General features: G+C 34.4%; 15 protein-coding genes and 2 pseudogenes. 1 reads left to right on the top strand and 16 read right to left on the bottom strand.

Annotated elements, in window-relative coordinates:
- Positions 1 to 195: 195 nt before the first annotated feature.
- The 14 genes and pseudogenes from BN2144_RS05835 to BN2144_RS05770 all read right to left on the bottom strand — a co-directional run bounded on the left by BN2144_RS05835 (position 196) and on the right by BN2144_RS05770 (position 14,323).
- Positions 196 to 1,509, bottom strand: a complete 1,314-nt coding sequence (locus BN2144_RS05835; protein ID WP_017550355.1) for an IS1380-like element ISBco1 family transposase — start codon at positions 1,507 to 1,509, stop codon at positions 196 to 198.
- A 437-nt stretch (positions 1,510 to 1,946) separates the two neighbouring features.
- A pseudogene (locus tag BN2144_RS05830) lies at positions 1,947 to 2,984 on the bottom strand (IS1380-like element ISBco1 family transposase); the annotation flags it as partial.
- A gap of 472 nt (positions 2,985 to 3,456) precedes the next feature.
- On the bottom strand, positions 3,457 to 4,389 hold the full coding sequence (locus BN2144_RS05825) for an IS3 family transposase (RefSeq protein ID WP_139017856.1): 933 nt from the start codon (positions 4,387 to 4,389) through the stop codon (positions 3,457 to 3,459).
- On the bottom strand, positions 4,287 to 4,850 hold the full coding sequence (locus BN2144_RS05820; protein WP_033826331.1) for a helix-turn-helix domain-containing protein: 564 nt from the start codon (positions 4,848 to 4,850) through the stop codon (positions 4,287 to 4,289). The genes BN2144_RS05825 and BN2144_RS05820 overlap by 103 nt, the downstream gene beginning before the upstream one ends.
- A 343-nt stretch (positions 4,851 to 5,193) precedes the next feature.
- Positions 5,194 to 5,637 (bottom strand): TetR family transcriptional regulator, encoded by a 444-nt coding sequence (locus BN2144_RS05815; protein WP_033827357.1) that lies wholly within the window; start codon positions 5,635 to 5,637, stop codon positions 5,194 to 5,196.
- A gap of 5 nt (positions 5,638 to 5,642) precedes the next feature.
- Entirely contained in the window at positions 5,643 to 7,289 is a 1,647-nt protein-coding gene (locus BN2144_RS05810) for a tyrosine-type recombinase/integrase (RefSeq protein WP_230199711.1), read from the bottom strand.
- Entirely contained in the window at positions 7,279 to 8,679 is a 1,401-nt protein-coding gene (locus BN2144_RS05805) for a tyrosine-type recombinase/integrase (protein WP_033827356.1), read from the bottom strand. The genes BN2144_RS05810 and BN2144_RS05805 overlap by 11 nt, the downstream gene beginning before the upstream one ends.
- Complete coding sequence (locus tag BN2144_RS05800; protein ID WP_230199710.1) at positions 8,676 to 9,782, bottom strand: tyrosine-type recombinase/integrase; 1,107 nt, start codon at positions 9,780 to 9,782, stop codon at positions 8,676 to 8,678. The genes BN2144_RS05805 and BN2144_RS05800 overlap by 4 nt, the downstream gene beginning before the upstream one ends.
- A 292-nt stretch (positions 9,783 to 10,074) precedes the next feature.
- Positions 10,075 to 10,566 carry a single-stranded DNA-binding protein gene (gene ssb, locus BN2144_RS05795; protein WP_033827354.1) on the bottom strand — a complete coding sequence of 164 codons (492 nt, stop codon included), beginning with the start codon at positions 10,564 to 10,566 and terminating at the stop codon, positions 10,075 to 10,077.
- A 61-nt stretch (positions 10,567 to 10,627) separates the two neighbouring features.
- Positions 10,628 to 10,915 (bottom strand): 30S ribosomal protein S6, encoded by a 288-nt coding sequence (gene rpsF, locus BN2144_RS05790; RefSeq protein WP_033827353.1) that lies wholly within the window; start codon positions 10,913 to 10,915, stop codon positions 10,628 to 10,630.
- Positions 10,916 to 11,239: 324 nt separating this feature from the next.
- Positions 11,240 to 11,563 carry a hypothetical protein gene (locus BN2144_RS05785; RefSeq protein ID WP_230199709.1) on the bottom strand — a complete coding sequence of 108 codons (324 nt, stop codon included), beginning with the start codon at positions 11,561 to 11,563 and terminating at the stop codon, positions 11,240 to 11,242.
- A gap of 206 nt (positions 11,564 to 11,769) precedes the next feature.
- Positions 11,770 to 12,799 (bottom strand): annotated as a pseudogene (locus BN2144_RS05780) (IS1595 family transposase).
- 106 nt (positions 12,800 to 12,905) lie between these two features.
- Complete coding sequence (ychF, locus tag BN2144_RS05775) at positions 12,906 to 14,006, bottom strand: redox-regulated ATPase YchF (RefSeq protein WP_033827352.1); 1,101 nt, start codon at positions 14,004 to 14,006, stop codon at positions 12,906 to 12,908.
- Positions 14,007 to 14,128: 122 nt separating this feature from the next.
- On the bottom strand, positions 14,129 to 14,323 hold the full coding sequence (locus tag BN2144_RS05770; RefSeq protein ID WP_033827351.1) for a DUF951 domain-containing protein: 195 nt from the start codon (positions 14,321 to 14,323) through the stop codon (positions 14,129 to 14,131).
- A gap of 210 nt (positions 14,324 to 14,533) precedes the next feature.
- Between BN2144_RS05770 and yyaC the strand changes: the two genes are divergently transcribed.
- On the top strand, positions 14,534 to 15,157 hold the full coding sequence (gene yyaC, locus BN2144_RS05765) for a spore protease YyaC (RefSeq protein WP_033827350.1): 624 nt from the start codon (positions 14,534 to 14,536) through the stop codon (positions 15,155 to 15,157).
- 199 nt (positions 15,158 to 15,356) lie between these two features.
- On the opposite strand, the gene BN2144_RS05760 is transcribed toward yyaC, so the two are convergent.
- Positions 15,357 to 17,018: an IS1182 family transposase gene (locus BN2144_RS05760; RefSeq protein ID WP_230199675.1), complete on the bottom strand. Its 1,662-nt coding sequence runs from the start codon at positions 17,016 to 17,018 to the stop codon at positions 15,357 to 15,359.
- Positions 17,019 to 17,206: 188 nt separating this feature from the next.
- Entirely contained in the window at positions 17,207 to 17,911 is a 705-nt protein-coding gene (locus tag BN2144_RS05755; RefSeq protein ID WP_033827349.1) for a DUF554 domain-containing protein, read from the bottom strand.
- Positions 17,912 to 18,052: the final 141 nt, after the last annotated feature.

Here is an 18,052-nt window from a genome sequence, read left to right as displayed (position 1 = left end):
ACCTGAAATATTCATAGCTACAAATCCCATTTGATAAAATTTGTTAAATTAGTTGAACATAACGGTATTTAATTAAGAACCGTAGCCAATTCATAAAATAACTGAATTTTCAATAGAACAACTCTGGTATTTTGGGCATACTTCCCCCTTGACTGAAAAATTTATTTTTTTCAGTTATGAGAAGTATTCTATTGGTCATTCCAATTGTAGTTTTTGAATTCGATTCAGTACATCCCAAAAGAAATTTTGATACACAAAACTCGATGATAGTTTGAAGTAAAGGGATCTGCCTGATTTCACGACTTTACTTGCCGCTTTAATTAACCGAGTACGTATCGTATCAATTTGCATAGTTTTTTGACCTTCCGGAAAACAAAGAGTTCGTAACCAATTGGTCAAATTATATGCAAGAAGTGTTAACATCATTTTTACTTCGTTCACTAGAAAAGCGTGGCTATTCATATGATCAAAGTAAAAGCCATTTTTTGCTTCTTTGATATAGTTTTCCATCGTCCCTCTTTTTTGATAAGCTCGGACGATATCTTGAGGAAAAGCTAATTCAAAGTTAGTAACAAAAAAGGAATGGGTAAAGAACAGCTCACCTGCAGGACGTACCGATTGAATAATCACCCTTCTTGGTTTTGACCATGATTTTGCTTGGTAAATCGTTTCTTCATAATAGGTTTCCGTCTTGGAAACATCTAAAGGTGCGGAAGAAGGATGGTATTCCTTCGCTAAACTTTGTAGTTGTGAATTCGATTTCAACCGAATAATATACAAAACAGATTCTTCTTCACACAGATCGTATAATCCCGGAACAGCAAACCCACTATCTCCACGAAGAAACAGGGTAGTTTCCGGAAACATTTCGTTATAATGTTTAATGAGAGGCCGAATAAATTCCACCACACCATTTGATGTATAAACATTTCCGGGACGGAGTTGTGCTTTCAAAAAGTCACCAGTCGCACCATCAAAGGCGACTAATGGATGAAAACCCATCGTGCCATAATGAGTATTATATGACGAAGATTCTTGGTCCCCATATGTATCCGAATGAGTCGAATCCAAGTCGATAAATAACTCTTTCGATTGTCGAAAACAATGAATCTTATCAAGCATTTCTTGGTTAGCCAGATTTAATTGTTCAATTGAATCTTTATCAAATCGTGTATAAAAGCGAGACAAACTGGGCTGGGAAGCAAGTGTTGGAGTTTCAATGATTTCCTTAAACACAGGATCATGAGTCAACTGATCAGCCGCATCATCTTCCGCATACCCGGCAATGATTTGATAGACTTTTTGACGTAACAAGTTTTCATTTGAATGAAGATAATATTTCCTTGAATCGTTAAGTCTCAAGTACTTAACTAAAGTCTTTGAAAAACCAATTTTTTCATCGAATTCTCTAAAAAGAAACTCACCTGTATCGGAGGAAAGAGAACCTCCATCATTTGACAATTTAATTTTATGATTGAAATCAAGTGTTTTTTGCGTTAAAGTAACCATATAAAGAGTCCTTTCTGTTTGGTTTTTGTTTTGGTTACTTTAACTTTAACAGAAATGGATTCTTTTTTCATTTTTTTAATGAATTACAATAAAGCCGAAAAGGCTTGGTAATCCATAAGTTATAATAAGTTTCTGAATTTCTGTGAATAATTCAGGTTAATATATATCTTTGCATGTTGATTCCCTCCAATTTCATTTTCATTTGTATTCCTTGTCGATGACTCTAGTATAGGATGTTTCTATGAAATAAAAATTGATTCGGATCAAGTTCTATTGTAAAAGTGAAAAATTACAAGAGAACAGCAAAACAAAACCAACTGTGTTACGGAATAACTCTTATATATTATCGAACATACAATCAAAAAAATTCATTATATTGTACATTCTTTATTCAGCAGGCTTTAGAAAAGCATTTAAAACAGCAAACTAAAACGCTCATAAATNCCATTTTTTGCTTCTTTGATATAGTTTTCCATCGTCCCTCTTTTTTGATAAGCTCGGACGATATCTTGAGGAAAAGCTAATTCAAAGTTAGTAACAAAAAAGGAATGGGTAAAGAACAGCTCACCTGCAGGACGTACCGATTGAATAATCACCCTTCTTGGTTTTGACCATGATTTTGCTTGGTAAATCGTTTCTTCATAATAGGTTTCCGTCTTGGAAACATCTAAAGGTGCGGAAGAAGGATGGTATTCCTTCGCTAAACTTTGTAGTTGTGAATTCGATTTCAACCGAATAATATACAAAACAGATTCTTCTTCACACAGATCGTATAATCCCGGAACAGCAAACCCACTATCTCCACGAAGAAACAGGGTAGTTTCCGGAAACATTTCGTTATAATGTTTAATGAGAGGCCGAATAAATTCCACCACACCATTTGATGTATAAACATTTCCGGGACGGAGTTGTGCTTTCAAAAAGTCACCAGTCGCACCATCAAAGGCGACTAATGGATGAAAACCCATCGTGCCATAATGAGTATTATATGACGAAGATTCTTGGTCCCCATATGTATCCGAATGAGTCGAATCCAAGTCGATAAATAACTCTTTCGATTGTCGAAAACAATGAATCTTATCAAGCATTTCTTGGTTAGCCAGATTTAATTGTTCAATTGAATCTTTATCAAATCGTGTATAAAAGCGAGACAAACTGGGCTGGGAAGCAAGTGTTGGAGTTTCAATGATTTCCTTAAACACAGGATCATGAGTCAACTGATCAGCCGCATCATCTTCCGCATACCCGGCAATGATTTGATAGACTTTTTGACGTAACAAGTTTTCATTTGAATGAAGATAATATTTCCTTGAATCGTTAAGTCTCAAGTACTTAACTAAAGTCTTTGAAAAACCAATTTTTTCATCGAATTCTCTAAAAAGAAACTCACCTGTATCGGAGGAAAGAGAACCTCCATCATTTGACAATTTAATTTTATGATTGAAATCAAGTGTTTTTTGCGTTAAAGTAACCATATAAAGAGTCCTTTCTGTTTGGTTTTTGTTTTGGTTACTTTAACTTTAACAGAAATGGATTCTTTTTTCATTTTTTTAATGAATTACAATAAAGCCGAAAAGGCTTGGTAATCCATAAGTTATAATAAGTTTCTGAATTTCTGTGAATAATTCAGGTTAATATATATCTTTGCATGTTGATTCCCTCCAATTTCATTTTCATTTGTATTCCTTGTCGATGACTCTAGTATAGGATGTTTCTATGAAATAAAAATTGATTCGGATCAAGTTCTATTGTAAAAGTGAAAAATTACAAGAGAACAGCAAAACAAAACCAACTGTGTTACGGAATAACTCTTATATATTATCGAACATACAATCAAAAAAATTCATTATATTGTACATTCTTTATTCAGCAGGCTTTAGAAAAGCATTTAAAACAGCAAACTAAAACGCTCATAAATGGTGGTTACCCCCAAAAGTTAGAGTTTTATTATGCAGCTGATTGGCTGGATTGAGTTCGGTATTCGACTGGACTCAATCCGGCTAATTTTTCTTTTGAACGTTCATTGTTATACCAGTAGATATATTCTTCTATTCTTCTTTTTAATTCTTCATAGCTTACTAGTTTTTCCCCATAATACATTTCTTGCTTTAAAATGCCAAAGAAATTCTCCATCGAAGCGTTGTCTGCGCACGTTGCTTTACGCGACATACTTTGGAATATTTTATTTGCTTTTAATGTCTTCACCCATTGGTTGTGTTGGTAATGCCAGCCTTGATCGGAATGAATAGTAGTGCGATAGGTTGCATGATTTTCTATTATTCCTATTGTTTCTTTTAAAGGTTCCATGACAAGATCTAATGTTGGACGTTTCCTAATTCCAAACGCTATAATTTCTCCGTTATAAAGATCAAGAATTGGATTTAGATATAACTTCTCCTCCCCAAGACATTTGAATTCTGTAATGTCGGTTACTAATTTCTGAAGAGGAATAGGTGTGCTAAAACGGCGGGAAATTCGGTTTTTTGCAACCTTCCCAACCTTTCCTTTATAGGAATTGTATTTACGGGATTTCCGCATAAATTTTACACATTTCAATCCTAGTTCTCGCATAAGTCGATACACTTTCTTATGATTAACACGATGTCCTAATTTATTTAATTCCTTCGTGATGCGTTTATAACCATAGCGTTCATGAAATTTCTTAAATAGGTCAGTAATAAGTTCCTTAAGTTCCCTGTCCGGGTCTTCTTTTTCAAGGTTTTTGATATGATAGTGATAGGTTGCTTCAGGAATACCCACCACAAGGAAAATATCCTTTAATCGGAATCCTTCTTCTTTGAGTTCGAATGCCAGTTTTGCTTGGGCTTTTCGAGGAAGACATTCGGATTTCCCCGAAAAGCTCTCAGCTTTTTTAGGTATGCATTTTCTAACCTTAGTAGTTCGTTCTCACGTTCCAATTCTTCTTCACGTGTTAATTGTTTTTCTTCCTTTTTCTTTTGTTTATTGTGTTTCTTAGACATAGAAGACCGCCCCTTTGGTTTTGGAATTAGGCCTTCTACTCCTTGTTCATGAAATTCTTTCATCCAGCGAATAATCAAGGAAGGGTTGTTCAAATTAAAATGAACAGCAGTTTCTAAATAAGAAGCACCTGTGTTTAACATAAATTGTATCGTATCCATCTTAAATTGAACAGAATATTCCTTTTTCGTTTTCCTATGTTTTAACCCATCCATCCCTTGAGCCTTATATACATTCACCCATTCACGTATAGAGGTCTGGCTTCCCATATTATATTTTTTTGCCAATGATCCATACCCAATGTTTCCCTCTAAATACTCGGTGACAAGTCTTATTTTGAATTCTTCACTATATTTTGCCATAAAAACACCCCCGAAAGTTAGATTTATTACTCTAACTTTCGGGGGTCGGTACCAATTTATTCTGAGCGTTTTTATCTTAATATTTAATTTTTCTTCTTCAACTAAACTGCCCGTTAGTGTAAGTGTATTTCTTCACAAACTCTATATTTATTTTAACATAATATTACAATTGTCTACTTGGTTTATGAAAATCAGCATAGAAATAGCGTACCAATTAAACATAATTAGCACGTTGACAATAGCTGTTGTCATTATGTTATTTGGATTGCGATTTTGTAATTGGAATGATATCTCATATTTTGTGCTTCAAAACCGAACCCGTTAGTTATTTATGTGAAGCTATTTATTTTAAAGGTTTTACCTTTTGAGCTTTAAGTCTCTCCATTTGTTGTTGCAACATCTGAATTCTATTCTTCAATTCAGCTTTTTCTAACACAAGCTGTCTATTATTCTCTAACAATTTTGCATTCTTTTCACGTTCTAACTTTAAGTCTTCTCTTGACTTTCTATATCGTTCTTCAAGAAGTTTCCTTCCAGTTAGAGGCTTAGTTTTAGCTTCGGTAACTGAACCAGCTGCAACTTCTTGTAATGCTTTATTTTGTTCTTCTTGAATATGAATGGCTTGATCACAACGCTGTTTTAATTCTGAGTGGTTATAAATAGTCTTTCTTGCAACCCCAGCTTTTTCAGCAATTTTAGAGATTGATAGTTTTTTCTTTCCACGTCTTAGATTGGTAATAGCCTGATCTATTCTAATAAGCATATCTTGTTGTTTATCATTTGCCATTATGTTTAACCCCCTAGCATAGCGGGATTTTTATATTCTGTATTGTCTTTTTCCCCTGAGTAATTCAATTGTTTTTCAAGATCTTTGATAATATCTACTAAATAGGATTCCATTCTTCTTAACTTATTTTCATAAGGCCCTTCACTTGGAACTTTGGATAATTCATTTCTGACTCTCTCTAAACGCCCCTTATGCACGTCAAGAAACTCAGGTGTTGTTAAAAAATTTCGGCAACCCAAGCAAACACCGTCACCGGCACAAGGTTCGTTACGCATTGGATGGTGTAAACACAATCCGTGTGATAACACTTGAATTTTCATAGCTCTGCGAAGTTTGTCAACTTGATCGGTCGTTTTGCCTTTAAACGGGTTATGCTCTTTTAATTTATCTTTAATTTGGAGTGCCTTTTTACCAGATAATATAGCACCCTCATTTAAAACTTCATTGAAACGTCTCTTTACTTCTTCTTGAATTGGATGAGTATAATGCTGTGTTCCTCGTATAGTTTTATGATTCATGATTTCAGAAATTACTTCTATAGATGCTCCACCTTTTAGAGCATAGGTAGCAAATGCATGTCTAAGCGTATGGGAAGTAAAATCTATTAAATTACCATTTGAATCATAAAATTGATGTTCTCTTAACCAAGGTCTAAGATAGTTTTTATTCCAATTAGGATGGTTAACAAGTGCAACTGGATATCCTTTTTCATTTCTTTTCCTATTTAAAAACAAATAGGGTAATCCTGACTCTTTCCTTAATGGCCTTGAATATTCTTCTAATTTGGATATAACTTCGATAACTAGTTCATTCGCCGGCTTTAGGACCTCAATACGTTCGGAATGTAACTTTTCTGTACCACAATCAATCATTGTTTCTCCGCCTATTGGTTTTAGACACCCTGTTTCAATCGTAATGATTTCACTTATTCTTAGTCCAAGTTGTAATGTAATGACAGTTGCCGATGCCACAAGTATATTTCTATTTTGCTCTAAATCTTTCATAGCTGTTTTTACTATTTTATCAATTAGGTCTTCATCAGAAACCTTAGCTGCCAACTTTTTCATCTGCTTTTTTGAATCTGTTTTTAGGGCTTTATTATTAATAATTTTATCATCATACAACCTTTGAACATATCCAACATCGTCTGGAACATCCCAACCTTTTACACTCCCCTTAATAAGAACTTCTTTAATCGCAAGAGCTGCTTTTTTTATTGTTACAGGACTTAGAGGGTTACCCGTTGTTTCACTTTTCGCAATAAGTAAATGGTCAAAATATGCTATAAGAAGCTCTTTGGATATTTCAGCAAACGATTCTACCTCTGGCACATATTCATTAATAAATTTTATGTATTTTACAATACCATCCATACTCCTTTTTGCAGTCAATATATCTCCTGTAGTCATTTCGTGATGCATAAACCATTTAACTACTTCTAACATTTCTGGCTTATGTTCAAATGCATAAAATTTTATTTTTAATCTTGCTCCACTAAGATGTTTCTTATCTACATATCCATTAAAATCCCACTCCATATCTGAAAACATACTATTTCCACAATGAAAATCCTTTTTTGGATTGGAAGGATCATAACCAAATAGTGGTAATCCTTTTTCTTTAATTTCTTTTGTATTATTCTTAACTTCCACTCTCAATCACCTCTAATCGGTCTATAATCGTTTCTAAGGCATGTTCTATCGTTTCTAAATGATTTTGGGAACCAATATACTCAGTAGCCATATAAAACTCTCTATCAGCCCGTAATCGTTCTAAATGGTTTTTATGAACCGGAAGATGAGCAGGAGTTGTAATGAACTTGGGACAAATAATACACATATTAAACCTCGCACATATATTGCCTTGGTTATCAATTGGTTTTTTACAAGCTCCGTCTGGTAAAGAGGCTGCTTTTAAAGTGTCTTTATCCAACTCTTTCCCCTTTCCCATCGACTCTTCACTTATTTCTTCTACAATCATCCCAATAAACCCTAATTTGCTATACTCTTTTTGAACTGTTTGATTTTTAAATTTTGCATATCCAGCTGTTGAATGTAATGATTCATGTCCTAGATAGTCACGTATTTCAAAGATTGACATACCCCGGTTTAACATATCAGTTCCTAATGTATGACGGAATGCGTGATAGGTTAAAGGATATAGATTCCCTTCACTATTTATGATTTTATGTTTTTTTAGGAACCCTTTTAACCTATATCTAAAATTAGGTTGTGTCATCTTATCAAATCTTTTTGCTTGTGGCATCCAATATACTGTTAAATTGTCCAGTCCTATAGCTTTTCTACCTTTCATTGTTTGTTCCTCTAAAGTTTTCACAGCTTTTTTAACACGTCGGGAAACAGGGATAAATCTTTCTGTGTTATTTTTAGAAGAAATCACATGGAGTACAGGCTTTCCCGTGAAATCTTCAGTTATACATCCTTCAGATAACTCTAATGCTTCACTCAATCTTATTCCTGTATCAATTCCAATCTCTATAAGGCTTTTTATAATTAAATCTTCTTCTTTTTGTAAAGCTAACTCAATTTGTTTTATTACATCATCTGGAATGTACTTTGTCTTTAGAACATCTTCAGTTTTTATAGATTGATATTCTTCACCATCAAATATTTGCCTTTTAGGAAAACCTTCATACTCAAAAATTTGACCATATAATACAATCCATTTTAAAGCAGATATCGCTGTACTTCTTGTGGAATTGGCCATATCTTGTTGCTTTAAATAAAATAAAAACATTTGGGTGTGTTGGTGGGTAAGATCCTCATATTTATCTAAATCTATTTCATACTGCTTAATAAAATTAAAGAAGTGTTTTAAAGAGTAGTTATATCTGTTTAATGTTTCTACACTTGGCTTGTCTAATGTAAAACATTCTATTGTTATTTGCTTTTGAAGTTTCTTAAACCAAGCATTAGGGAGATAAGTAAAATCAAATGATATTGTTTCACCCAAACTTGTTGGGTAGTCAATAACCCATTTATCTGTTTTTATATCTAAAGTTTTTATTTTTGAATTTCTCAACCTTCCAACACTACCTTTCTTTGCTGAATAAAGTCATTATAGGCCTTAGCTTGTGCATCGTAAGAAATATGCATATACTGTTTTGTTGATTCAATAGAACTATGACCTAACCTATCCATAATGTAAACTTCACTATATCCACTTTCTTTTAACTCTGTACCGTGAGTATGTCTTAACATATGAGGGGTACATTTTATTCCCGCTTGTTCAGATAACTCCTTGAAAATAGTTTCAACAGTACCTCTTATCATAAATTTACCTTCTGATGAAGTGCCATGATTAACGAATATTGTATCTGTCTCCCCTATTTGTGGTCGAAAAGACAATACATAATCCTCTATGGCATATATTAAATCCATTGAAACCGGGATATCCCTTTCTATCGTTTTAAGGCTATGGTCTTTGTGATAATATGGTTTATGTTTTTTTACATAAATTGTCCCTATCTGCTCCGTTGGATTTGGTTCACAATAATCCATAAGACGCAATCCTAAAGCCTCCCCTATTCGACAACCTGTTTCATAAAGAAGTTTAAATAATAGCTTATTTCTAGTAACCACTTCAACATCGTTAGATAAATTATCAAACGCTTCATAAAGCATTTCAATTTGGTTAGGAAATAATCTCTTTGTATTCTTTGACTTCACTTCCTTTTGCCTAAAGAAATTCACATTCAAACTATCTTTATTTACTGTATGTACATAAAAACTTTTATTCCTTTGCGACTTATCTTTAACTGTTATAGGGTTATCATCTATATATCCCCCAACCCCTTCAAAATACTGATAAAAAGATGCAACAGTTGCAAGGTACTTATTTATTGTTCTAGCTGACTTTTCCTCTTTCCTTCCAACATCTTCTGATTTAATGAAGTCAATAAATGAAATCATACTTCGTTTATTCACTTCATAAAACCTTAGCTCTTCCCTTGAAAGCCAAGTAAAATATTCCTTCAAACTTCTACAATAACTTTCTATGGTATTTAATGCCATCCCCTTACCTTCAAGATACTGTAGGAATAAAGCAACCTCTTCAACTATAATTAAGTCCTCATCCACTAATACAACTGAATGCTGTCCATTTTCTCTTATTGTTTTCTCCACCGAATATGATTGCATAAGAAAAACACCACCAACCTTATTAATTAAGTGAACATATATCTACGCAAGTTCTCCACACACACTATGCAGAACTATTTCACTTATATAATAAGATTCGATGGTGTTAGTCAAAAATCCTTCTTATTTACACACTTTTTTACACACTTTACACACTGCGTATAATCTATTCGACATACGCTTATACACACATAACATTTACACAGTTTGTTTTTTCTAAAACCCTTGATACATATGGCATTAACCACGTTTTACATATTACACATATGGACAGGGGTCAGAATGGTAAATCATCATCAGAAATATCAATTGGTTGTCCATTATCAAAAAACGGATCATCGTTTCTTGCAGGACTTGGATTTCTTTGTTGATTCTGATTGTTAGACCCGAATGGAGTATCATAGTTAGGATAACTTGGTTGAGAACTCTGATATTCCCGATTTGAAGCACCTTTTGGTTCTAAGAACTGAACACTTTCAGCTACAACTTCTGTTACATAAACTCTTCTACCGTCTTGCGCTTCATAATTTCTTGTTTGAATACGACCATCCACACCTGCTAAACTACCTTTTTTCAAGAAGTTAGCAACGTTTTCAGCTTGCTTTCTCCAAACAACACAATTAATAAAATCAGCTTCACGCTCACCTTGTTGGTTAGTAAATGTCCGATTACAAGCTAAAGTAAAAGTAGCGACAGGAACCCCACTAGGTGTATACCGCAAATCTGGATCTTTCGTTAATCGGCCAACTAATACTACACGATTTAACATCAGAATCAACTCTCCTTAAATTGGAATGTTCCACGTGAAACATTTAATTCTTATATTTTAATTATTCGTCTTCTTTTACGATCAAATGACGAATAATATCTTCACTAATTTTTGCTAAACGATCGAATTCTTGAACAGCTTCTGGTTTAGAAACAAAATTAATGATTTGATAGTAACCATCACGGAAGTCTTCAATTTCATAAGCTAAGCGACGTTTACCCCAATCTTTTGTTTCTGTAATTTCTGCACCGTTGTCTGTTAATACTTTGTTAAAACGATCAACAACTGCTTTTTTAGATTCGTCATCAATATTCGGACGGATGATGTACATAACTTCGTACTTTCTCATCTCAATTCACCTCCTTTTGGACTAAAACGGCTCAATAATGAGCAAGGAGCAATAATTATCATTACTCACAATTCATTATTATAACACATTATTTTTTAAACTGCAATGTTTTAGGGATAAAGATTCTATATTATAATGAAAACTCTGTTATCCGAAACTTTAGGCGAAATGAAAGTATTCGTTTGCCTAAAACTTTTTTATCTGCGTGGGTTGGCTGCCAATGCCTACTTATATTAAATAATTGGCTCTGTTAAAATTTAATGTTAATTTTTTGATAATATTTAAGGGTTTAGCAGGTTTCCCTATTCTTATTTAGTATGATTCCTACAATTTAACCCCGTTGTTTTTAGACTGGATTAAATAGCTGTTATTAGATTCCCACTTATAATGTCCTACATTAAATTCGTTTAAGTTTATTAAGTCCTTGAAATATTTTGGGACAGTGCAATCCCAATTAATATTTTCTATTTTAAGTGGAAAATTGTCTTCGTTAGGATTAGGAGTATGAATATAAACTGCATCCAAGCCTGCATCTTCATCAACTAATTTAACCCACGATTGATACGGCTTTCCGAGTGTTTCGAGTTTTTCTAATAAACTGTTATATAAGGCTATATGTGCTTTTATATGCTGTCTTCTAATCTTCAAACTTTTATTCCCCAATCCGTAAAAATCAAGATGGGTGTGCCATAAATCAAACGAACCTTCTTTTCCAAAGTCTAAATTATATTGCTCTGCCGTTGTTTCTTACCAAAAGTTACAGAAATAACGCTTTTTTCCACGAAACTTTTTCAAAATGATTGTTCCTCCATTTTTAAACAATTTTTCCACTTATTATCCACCAACGACAAGGATTAAGCACTGAATTTAGACAACCGCAAACTATCATTAGTTTCTGTCATCTCAAATATAAATGATGTTAGCAGAAGCTCTTTAATATGTTGCTTTGTGCTTTCGTTACCTCGACTGTCTATAAACAAGAACCAAGCAAGGTAATTGTCGAGATATTTTGTAGCCACACCTTTAAAACGGTCAATCCATTTCTTTAACCGAGAATGAAGGCTGTTCACATTTTGAATATGATATAAGCCTTTAATAACGTGCTTTCCATCATTTGATTTGATTCGGTAATGCTCTAATTCTTTGTCTTTCGCATAGGTTTTGTAGGCTCTCCAGGCATCAGTTACAAGCACATTATCGGATGATAGTTTAGAGCCAATGATTTTTTCCACTTTGGGCTTCACAATACGACCCATACAAGAAACTTTGGAGACAGTTGCCTTTGTACGGTCTCTTGCAACAAGAACACATACTTGTTCGTGGCTGATTCCTCTGTGTTTGGATTTTCCTCCACGTTTACGAGGCTTCCATTCTGTAATGCCACGTTGCCCTTTTTGAGAGTACAAGAAATAGGTCTCGTCTACTTCAACGATACCTTCAAAATGCTCAAAATCCATTTGTTTTAAGGCAGATAGCAGTTTATGTCTCCAGTAAAAAAGCGTAACCCAAGTAACCCCTACGATTTCAGCCGATTTACGCAAGGAATAGCCTTTGAACATACAGTCCACAAATGTAATCCATTCGTCACCTTTTCTGGTGCGATAAAGTACAGTGGTAGTTGTATCAGTAAAGGTTTTTACAGCAACTTTTACAACGATAGCGTTGACGACCTCTAACTTTGCCGAACCGAACAACGTGTTCAGAGGTACAATGGGGACACTCAAAACCATCTTTAAAACGTGTTTCTCTCATTTCATTAATTAGCCGACCACCAACGGAAGAGGTTGGGTCAACATAGCGTTTTACCCATTGGTAGACTTGTTATTTTTTCGTGTATGGTAATTTGTCGATATACTTTAACAAGTTATTAAACACTTTGTCCATCCCAAACCTCACCCCGAATGTCTGATCTTGTATTAATTATATCAAGAATTCGGGCAAGCATCAAATATCAACATTTACCTTTAACAGAGCCAAAAAAATTAAATGATTATACATTAAAACGAAAATGCATGACATCTCCATCTTGTGCAACATAGTCTTTTCCTTCTAACCGAACTTTACCTGCCTCTTTTGCAGCGTTCACTGAACCATGTGTAATAAGATCCTCATATGATACGGTTTCAGCCCGAATAAATCCCCTTTCGAAGTCACTATGAATAATACCGGCACATTGAGGAGCTTTCATTCCTTTTTTAAATGTCCATGCACGTACTTCTTGGACTCCTGCAGTAAAAAATGTAGCCAAGCCTAATAAGTGATAGGCTTTTCGAATTAATTGATCTAGTCCAGATTCTTCAATACCTAGTTCTTGAAGAAAAGCTGCTTTTTCTTCAGCATCTAATTCAGAAATTTCCTCTTCTATTTGTGCACATATAACTACTACTTCCGCTTGATCCTTTTTTGCAAATTCCTGAACTAGTTTAACATAGTTATTTTCATAGGGATTCGCAACATCATCTTCCCCAATATTTGCTACATATAAAACAGGCTTCATTGTTAAAAGTTGAAATCCTTTAACAATCTTTTGTTGTTCCTCATTAAATTCAAGTGTTCTTGCAGGTAATTCACTTTCAAATGTTTCTTTTAGTTTTACTAATACGTCATATTCAGCTAATGCTTCTTTGTTTTTCTGTTTTGCTAGTTTTTCAACACGTGCTATTCGTTTTTCGACTGTTTCAAGATCTGCTAAAATTAACTCAAGATTGATTGTCGAAATATCATCTAATGGATCTACTCGCCCTGAAACATGAGTAATATTTTCATCATCAAAACAGCGAACAACGTGACAAATAGCATCCACTTGGCGAATATTTGCTAAAAATTTATTACCGAGTCCTTCACCTTTACTTGCTCCTTTAACAATTCCAGCAATATCTGTAAATTCAAATGTTGTCGGAATCGTTTTCTTTGGATTGTATATTTTCGCCAATTGATCTAGGCGTGCATCAGGGACCTCAACTACTCCAACATTTGGGTCAATCGTTGCAAAGGGATAATTTGCTGCCTCCGCTCCAGCTTGTGTAATTGCATTAAAAAGTGTCGATTTTCCAACATTAGGTAAACCGACAATACCTGCTGTTAAAGCCATCTATTTCACTCCTGTTATCTTTTTCATCTTCATTTTATATGTAACGAATCAATTATAAAAATATCTTCTATAAAAAACAATCACTAGTATCATTCAATTTCAAGAAAATGATGATCTAATCATTATTCCTCATGACCCACTACTTTTTTCATTTTCCGAACAAATTCTTTTCTGGGTAAAAGGACACTATGAGAGCAGCCTAAACATTTAATTCGTATATCCATTCCTAACCGAATGATTTTCCAGCGATTTTCCCCACACGGATGTTGTTTTTTCATTTCAACAATATCATTCAACTGAAATGTTTTCTCCTCCATTTTAACTCCTCCTCATATTTATTCTTTTTCCCAAATTTAATCTTTTTACATCAATATTTAAAACTTAACATATATTAATTTATTATAGCATAAATTAAGAATTCAATAAGTATAATTAATCCTTTTCTTCTAAATTGGCAATCCATGTATAAAAGAATAGAAATATTACTAAACTGATACTACAACAATTACCCGTAAAGGGGGAATACGATGTTCGGTGCCAGTTTTTTCAAAGGAAAAGATGATTTTAAAATTAATTGGGAAGATCAACTAGCATCTGGGAAAGTTGCGAATGGTTTACTTTCATTCTTACCAACAGATCATTTAACACCTATTGTATTCGTATGTATTGGTACAGACAGATCAACTGGGGATTCACTAGGTCCACTCGTTGGGAGTCTTGTTTCTGAGAAAAACTTACCTGAAAATTTCTATATATATGGTACGTTAGAAGAACCGATTCATGCGGTAAATTTAGCTGAAAAGTTAGAAATAATTGAGACAACTTTTCACAATCCATTTGTTATAGGCATTGATGCTTGTCTAGGTCATAGCAAAAATGTTGGTACAATTCAAATCAAGCAAGGCGCATTAAGACCTGGTGCAGGTGTTAATAAAACATTGCCATCGGTAGGCGATATTCATATGACTGGAATTGTGAATATTAGTGGATTTATGGAGTTTTTCGTTCTGCAAAACACACGATTATATTTAGTTATGAACTTAGCAAAGACGATATCTGATGGTATTTATAAAGCTGGATTACTTTATAATTTCCAACAAAGAACAAAGACAAAGTCACTATTGATAAATGAAGATACTGTTTCAAAATAAGTTCATACATTTTTTGATGTTAAAGAATTGTTAGCTGTCTAAACCCTATAGGCATGATCAAAGCCATCATTTACCGAAATTAACTTTATTTAAGCTGCGAGATTATAACAGAAGTCTTTCTTGTCCACTTATACATTAGGATAGAAGCAGTTGAAATTATATGCTTTCCCATTCGCTAAAAAAAGAGGCTGGGACATAACTAGCCAAAAGTAGTATATAAAAAGGTTCCAGGCAATAAAAAATTTGCTTGGAACCTTTTTTGTGGGGTTTTTCCATTTCTCGTCACTATTTTACCGCTGATGGCGGTGACTTTTCTCATATTCACCGCCATCAACGCAAAGGCTAATTCATTTTTCACTTTCTGTTTTCCTCTGACGGAAAAACGAGTGAAACCTAAATTAGCCTTCAGAAAACCGAACGCTGGTTCTACATCAATTTTACGTTTTCCGTAAATTTCACCAGTTTTCTCGTCTGAAAGCTTCGTACGTACATATTCTTTTTGGGACTCCCACTTTTCATTCATGTAGACTTTTCGGTTGTTCCCTTCTTTTGCTTTCGTGCATAAATCGCGGAGTGGACAATCCGAACAGTCCTCACACTCGTACACTTTAAATTCACGGGTGAATCCGTACCTGTCTGTTCGTTTGGAATGATGGCTAAATCGTACTTTCCGACCATTTGGGCACAGAAAAGTATCTTCGTCCTCATTATATTCCCAATTATCTACATGAAAAGCGTTGTCCTTATGCTTCTTTTTCTTCTCCTTTCGATATTGATTGTATGTAATAAGTGGCGTTCGATTTCGATTCTCGATGATATCTTCATAATTCTGTTCGCTACCATATCCTGCATCCGCGACAATGAATTCCGGAAGCTCGAAAAAGTTTTCTTCAATCGTGTCGAGAAAAGGAATTAAAGTGCGTGTATCGGTCGGGTTTGGGAAAACATCGTAAGCGAGCACATATTGACCTTCCGTCGCAATTTGGACATTGTAACCAGCTTTCAATTGACCGTTCTTCATGTAGTCGTCCTTCATGCGCATAAACGTCGCATCTGGGTCCGTCTTTGAGTAACTATTGCGATCACCGAAAATCTCCATATCGTTTTGATACTTTTGTTTGCGAGTAATGAAATCCATCCATTGCTTCCGAGATTGTATGGGTAATTTGCGTTCGGAACGGAGCTTTTTCCGTTCACTCCCAACTTCAGATACTTCAATCTTTTTATTATATTCCTCGATTTTCTCGTCTAACTTTTCGACTACTTCTTCCATTTCTTTGACGGAAAGTTCCTCTTCCTTTTCTCGCTCTATTGCTGGGATGATCTCCTTCTCTAGCAGCTCATCATACAGTTGATTGGACTTTTCAATTAGCTTATCACTATATCTTTCAATGGACTTCCGCCATACAAAGGTGAACTTATTTGCGTTTGCTTCAATTTTTGTACCATCAATAAAAATGGCTTCCTCTTCAATCAATTCCTTTTCCACGAGCTGATTTCGGAACTGGACAAAGCATTCACGTAGGATGTTTTCAATGAGTGGATTAGAACGGAAGCGATTGATGGTGCGATAGCTAGGTTCATGTCCTTGAGCTAGCCACATCATGCGGATACTATCCTGTAATAAAGCTTCTATTTTACGGCCGGAAAACACGGATTGCGTATATCCACACAAAATGACTTTCAACATCATACGAGGATGATACGCGGGACGGCCGGTTTGTCGTATGAAGTCCTCGAAAGCTTCTTCGGGAATACTCTCGACAAGATCATTGATCGCAAAAGCAATATCGTTTTCTTTCAACTTAATTTCTAAATTTAGCGGTAAAACTACTTGATTCATGTTATAATGTTTAAACATAAGGGCACCTCCAAAATTATTGTTTCGTCACTTTAATTTTATCAAAAGGTGCCCTTTTTGTTTACTAGAATTGTGACAAAAAAGGCGTTGGGTCTACACTTTTTAGTGTAAGCTCCAACGCCTTAATTTTTATTTTACTGGAGTTTTGTCCCAGCCTTGATTTTTTTGGAATTTTTTATACTTGAAACCTAATTAAAATAATATACAGTTGCGACAGTCATTGTCACTATAAGTAGACTTGGTAATAAGTTTGCAACTTTAATTTTTGTTATCTCCAATATATTTAAGCCAATAGCTAAAATCATAATTCCACCTGTTGCTGTTAATTCTAATATTAATAAATCCATTAACTCTTTTGGAACAAATTGATTAATTTGATTGGCAAACAATGCTATTACACCTTCATATAAAAATACGGGAATACTTGAAAAAATGACTCCGAGTCCAAGAGTACTAGTTAACATAATAGCTGTAAAACCATCAATAATTCCCTTTGTATATAAAACTTGATGATCGCCACGAATTCCGCTATCGAGAGCACCTACGACCGCCATCGCGCCAATTGCAAAAATTAAGGTTGCCGTCACGAACCCTTGTGCTATATTTCCTTTTTCTTTACCGCCTACTTTACTCTCAATCCAAACACCTAGATTATTCAACTTCTCCTCTAAGTGAAATAACTCACCCATTACCGCACCTAAAACAATACTAATAATAACATATAAAAAACTACTACTTTTCATTCCCATTTGAATTCCTAAAACAGCAACAGTTAATCCAATCCCTTTCATGACCGTTGTTTTCATAGATTCTGGGATATTCGCCAAGGCTCGCCCAACTAGTGAGCCTATAATAATTAATATTGCATTTACAATTGTTCCTAATAATGCCATACATTCACCTACAATAATTTTTTCCTCTTACTAAAAGTCAGCAAGGATACCCCATTTCAAACCAACCGTCAAGTCGTTAAGTGATGGGTTGTTGACACGACCACTGTTCAACGCTTATCCCTTGTTTTTTCTAATAATTTG

This window comes from Bacillus andreraoultii, from assembly GCF_001244735.1.
GTDB classification, from domain to species: domain Bacteria; phylum Bacillota; class Bacilli; order Bacillales; family Caldibacillaceae; genus Caldifermentibacillus; species Caldifermentibacillus andreraoultii.
Note: the sequence above shows the minus strand (reverse complement) of the source record. Positions and strands in the feature narration are given on the sequence as shown.

Coding starts and splice junctions, on each gene's coding strand:
- BN2144_RS05820 (WP_033826331.1), bottom strand. CDS start 4,850: ATGGCAAAATATAGTGAAGAATTCAAAATAAGACTTGTCACCGAGTAT.
- rpsF (WP_033827353.1), bottom strand. CDS start 10,915: ATGAGAAAGTACGAAGTTATGTACATCATCCGTCCGAATATTGATGAC.
- BN2144_RS05835 (WP_017550355.1), bottom strand. CDS start 1,509: ATGGTTACTTTAACGCAAAAAACACTTGATTTCAATCATAAAATTAAA.
- BN2144_RS05770 (WP_033827351.1), bottom strand. CDS start 14,323: ATGGAGGAGAAAACATTTCAGTTGAATGATATTGTTGAAATGAAAAAA.
- BN2144_RS05760 (WP_230199675.1), bottom strand. CDS start 17,018: ATGTTTAAACATTATAACATGAATCAAGTAGTTTTACCGCTAAATTTA.
- ychF (WP_033827352.1), bottom strand. CDS start 14,006: ATGGCTTTAACAGCAGGTATTGTCGGTTTACCTAATGTTGGAAAATCG.
- BN2144_RS05815 (WP_033827357.1), bottom strand. CDS start 5,637: ATGGCAAATGATAAACAACAAGATATGCTTATTAGAATAGATCAGGCT.
- ssb (WP_033827354.1), bottom strand. CDS start 10,566: ATGTTAAATCGTGTAGTATTAGTTGGCCGATTAACGAAAGATCCAGAT.
- BN2144_RS05755 (WP_033827349.1), bottom strand. CDS start 17,911: ATGGCATTATTAGGAACAATTGTAAATGCAATATTAATTATTATAGGC.
- yyaC (WP_033827350.1), top strand. CDS start 14,534: ATGTTCGGTGCCAGTTTTTTCAAAGGAAAAGATGATTTTAAAATTAAT.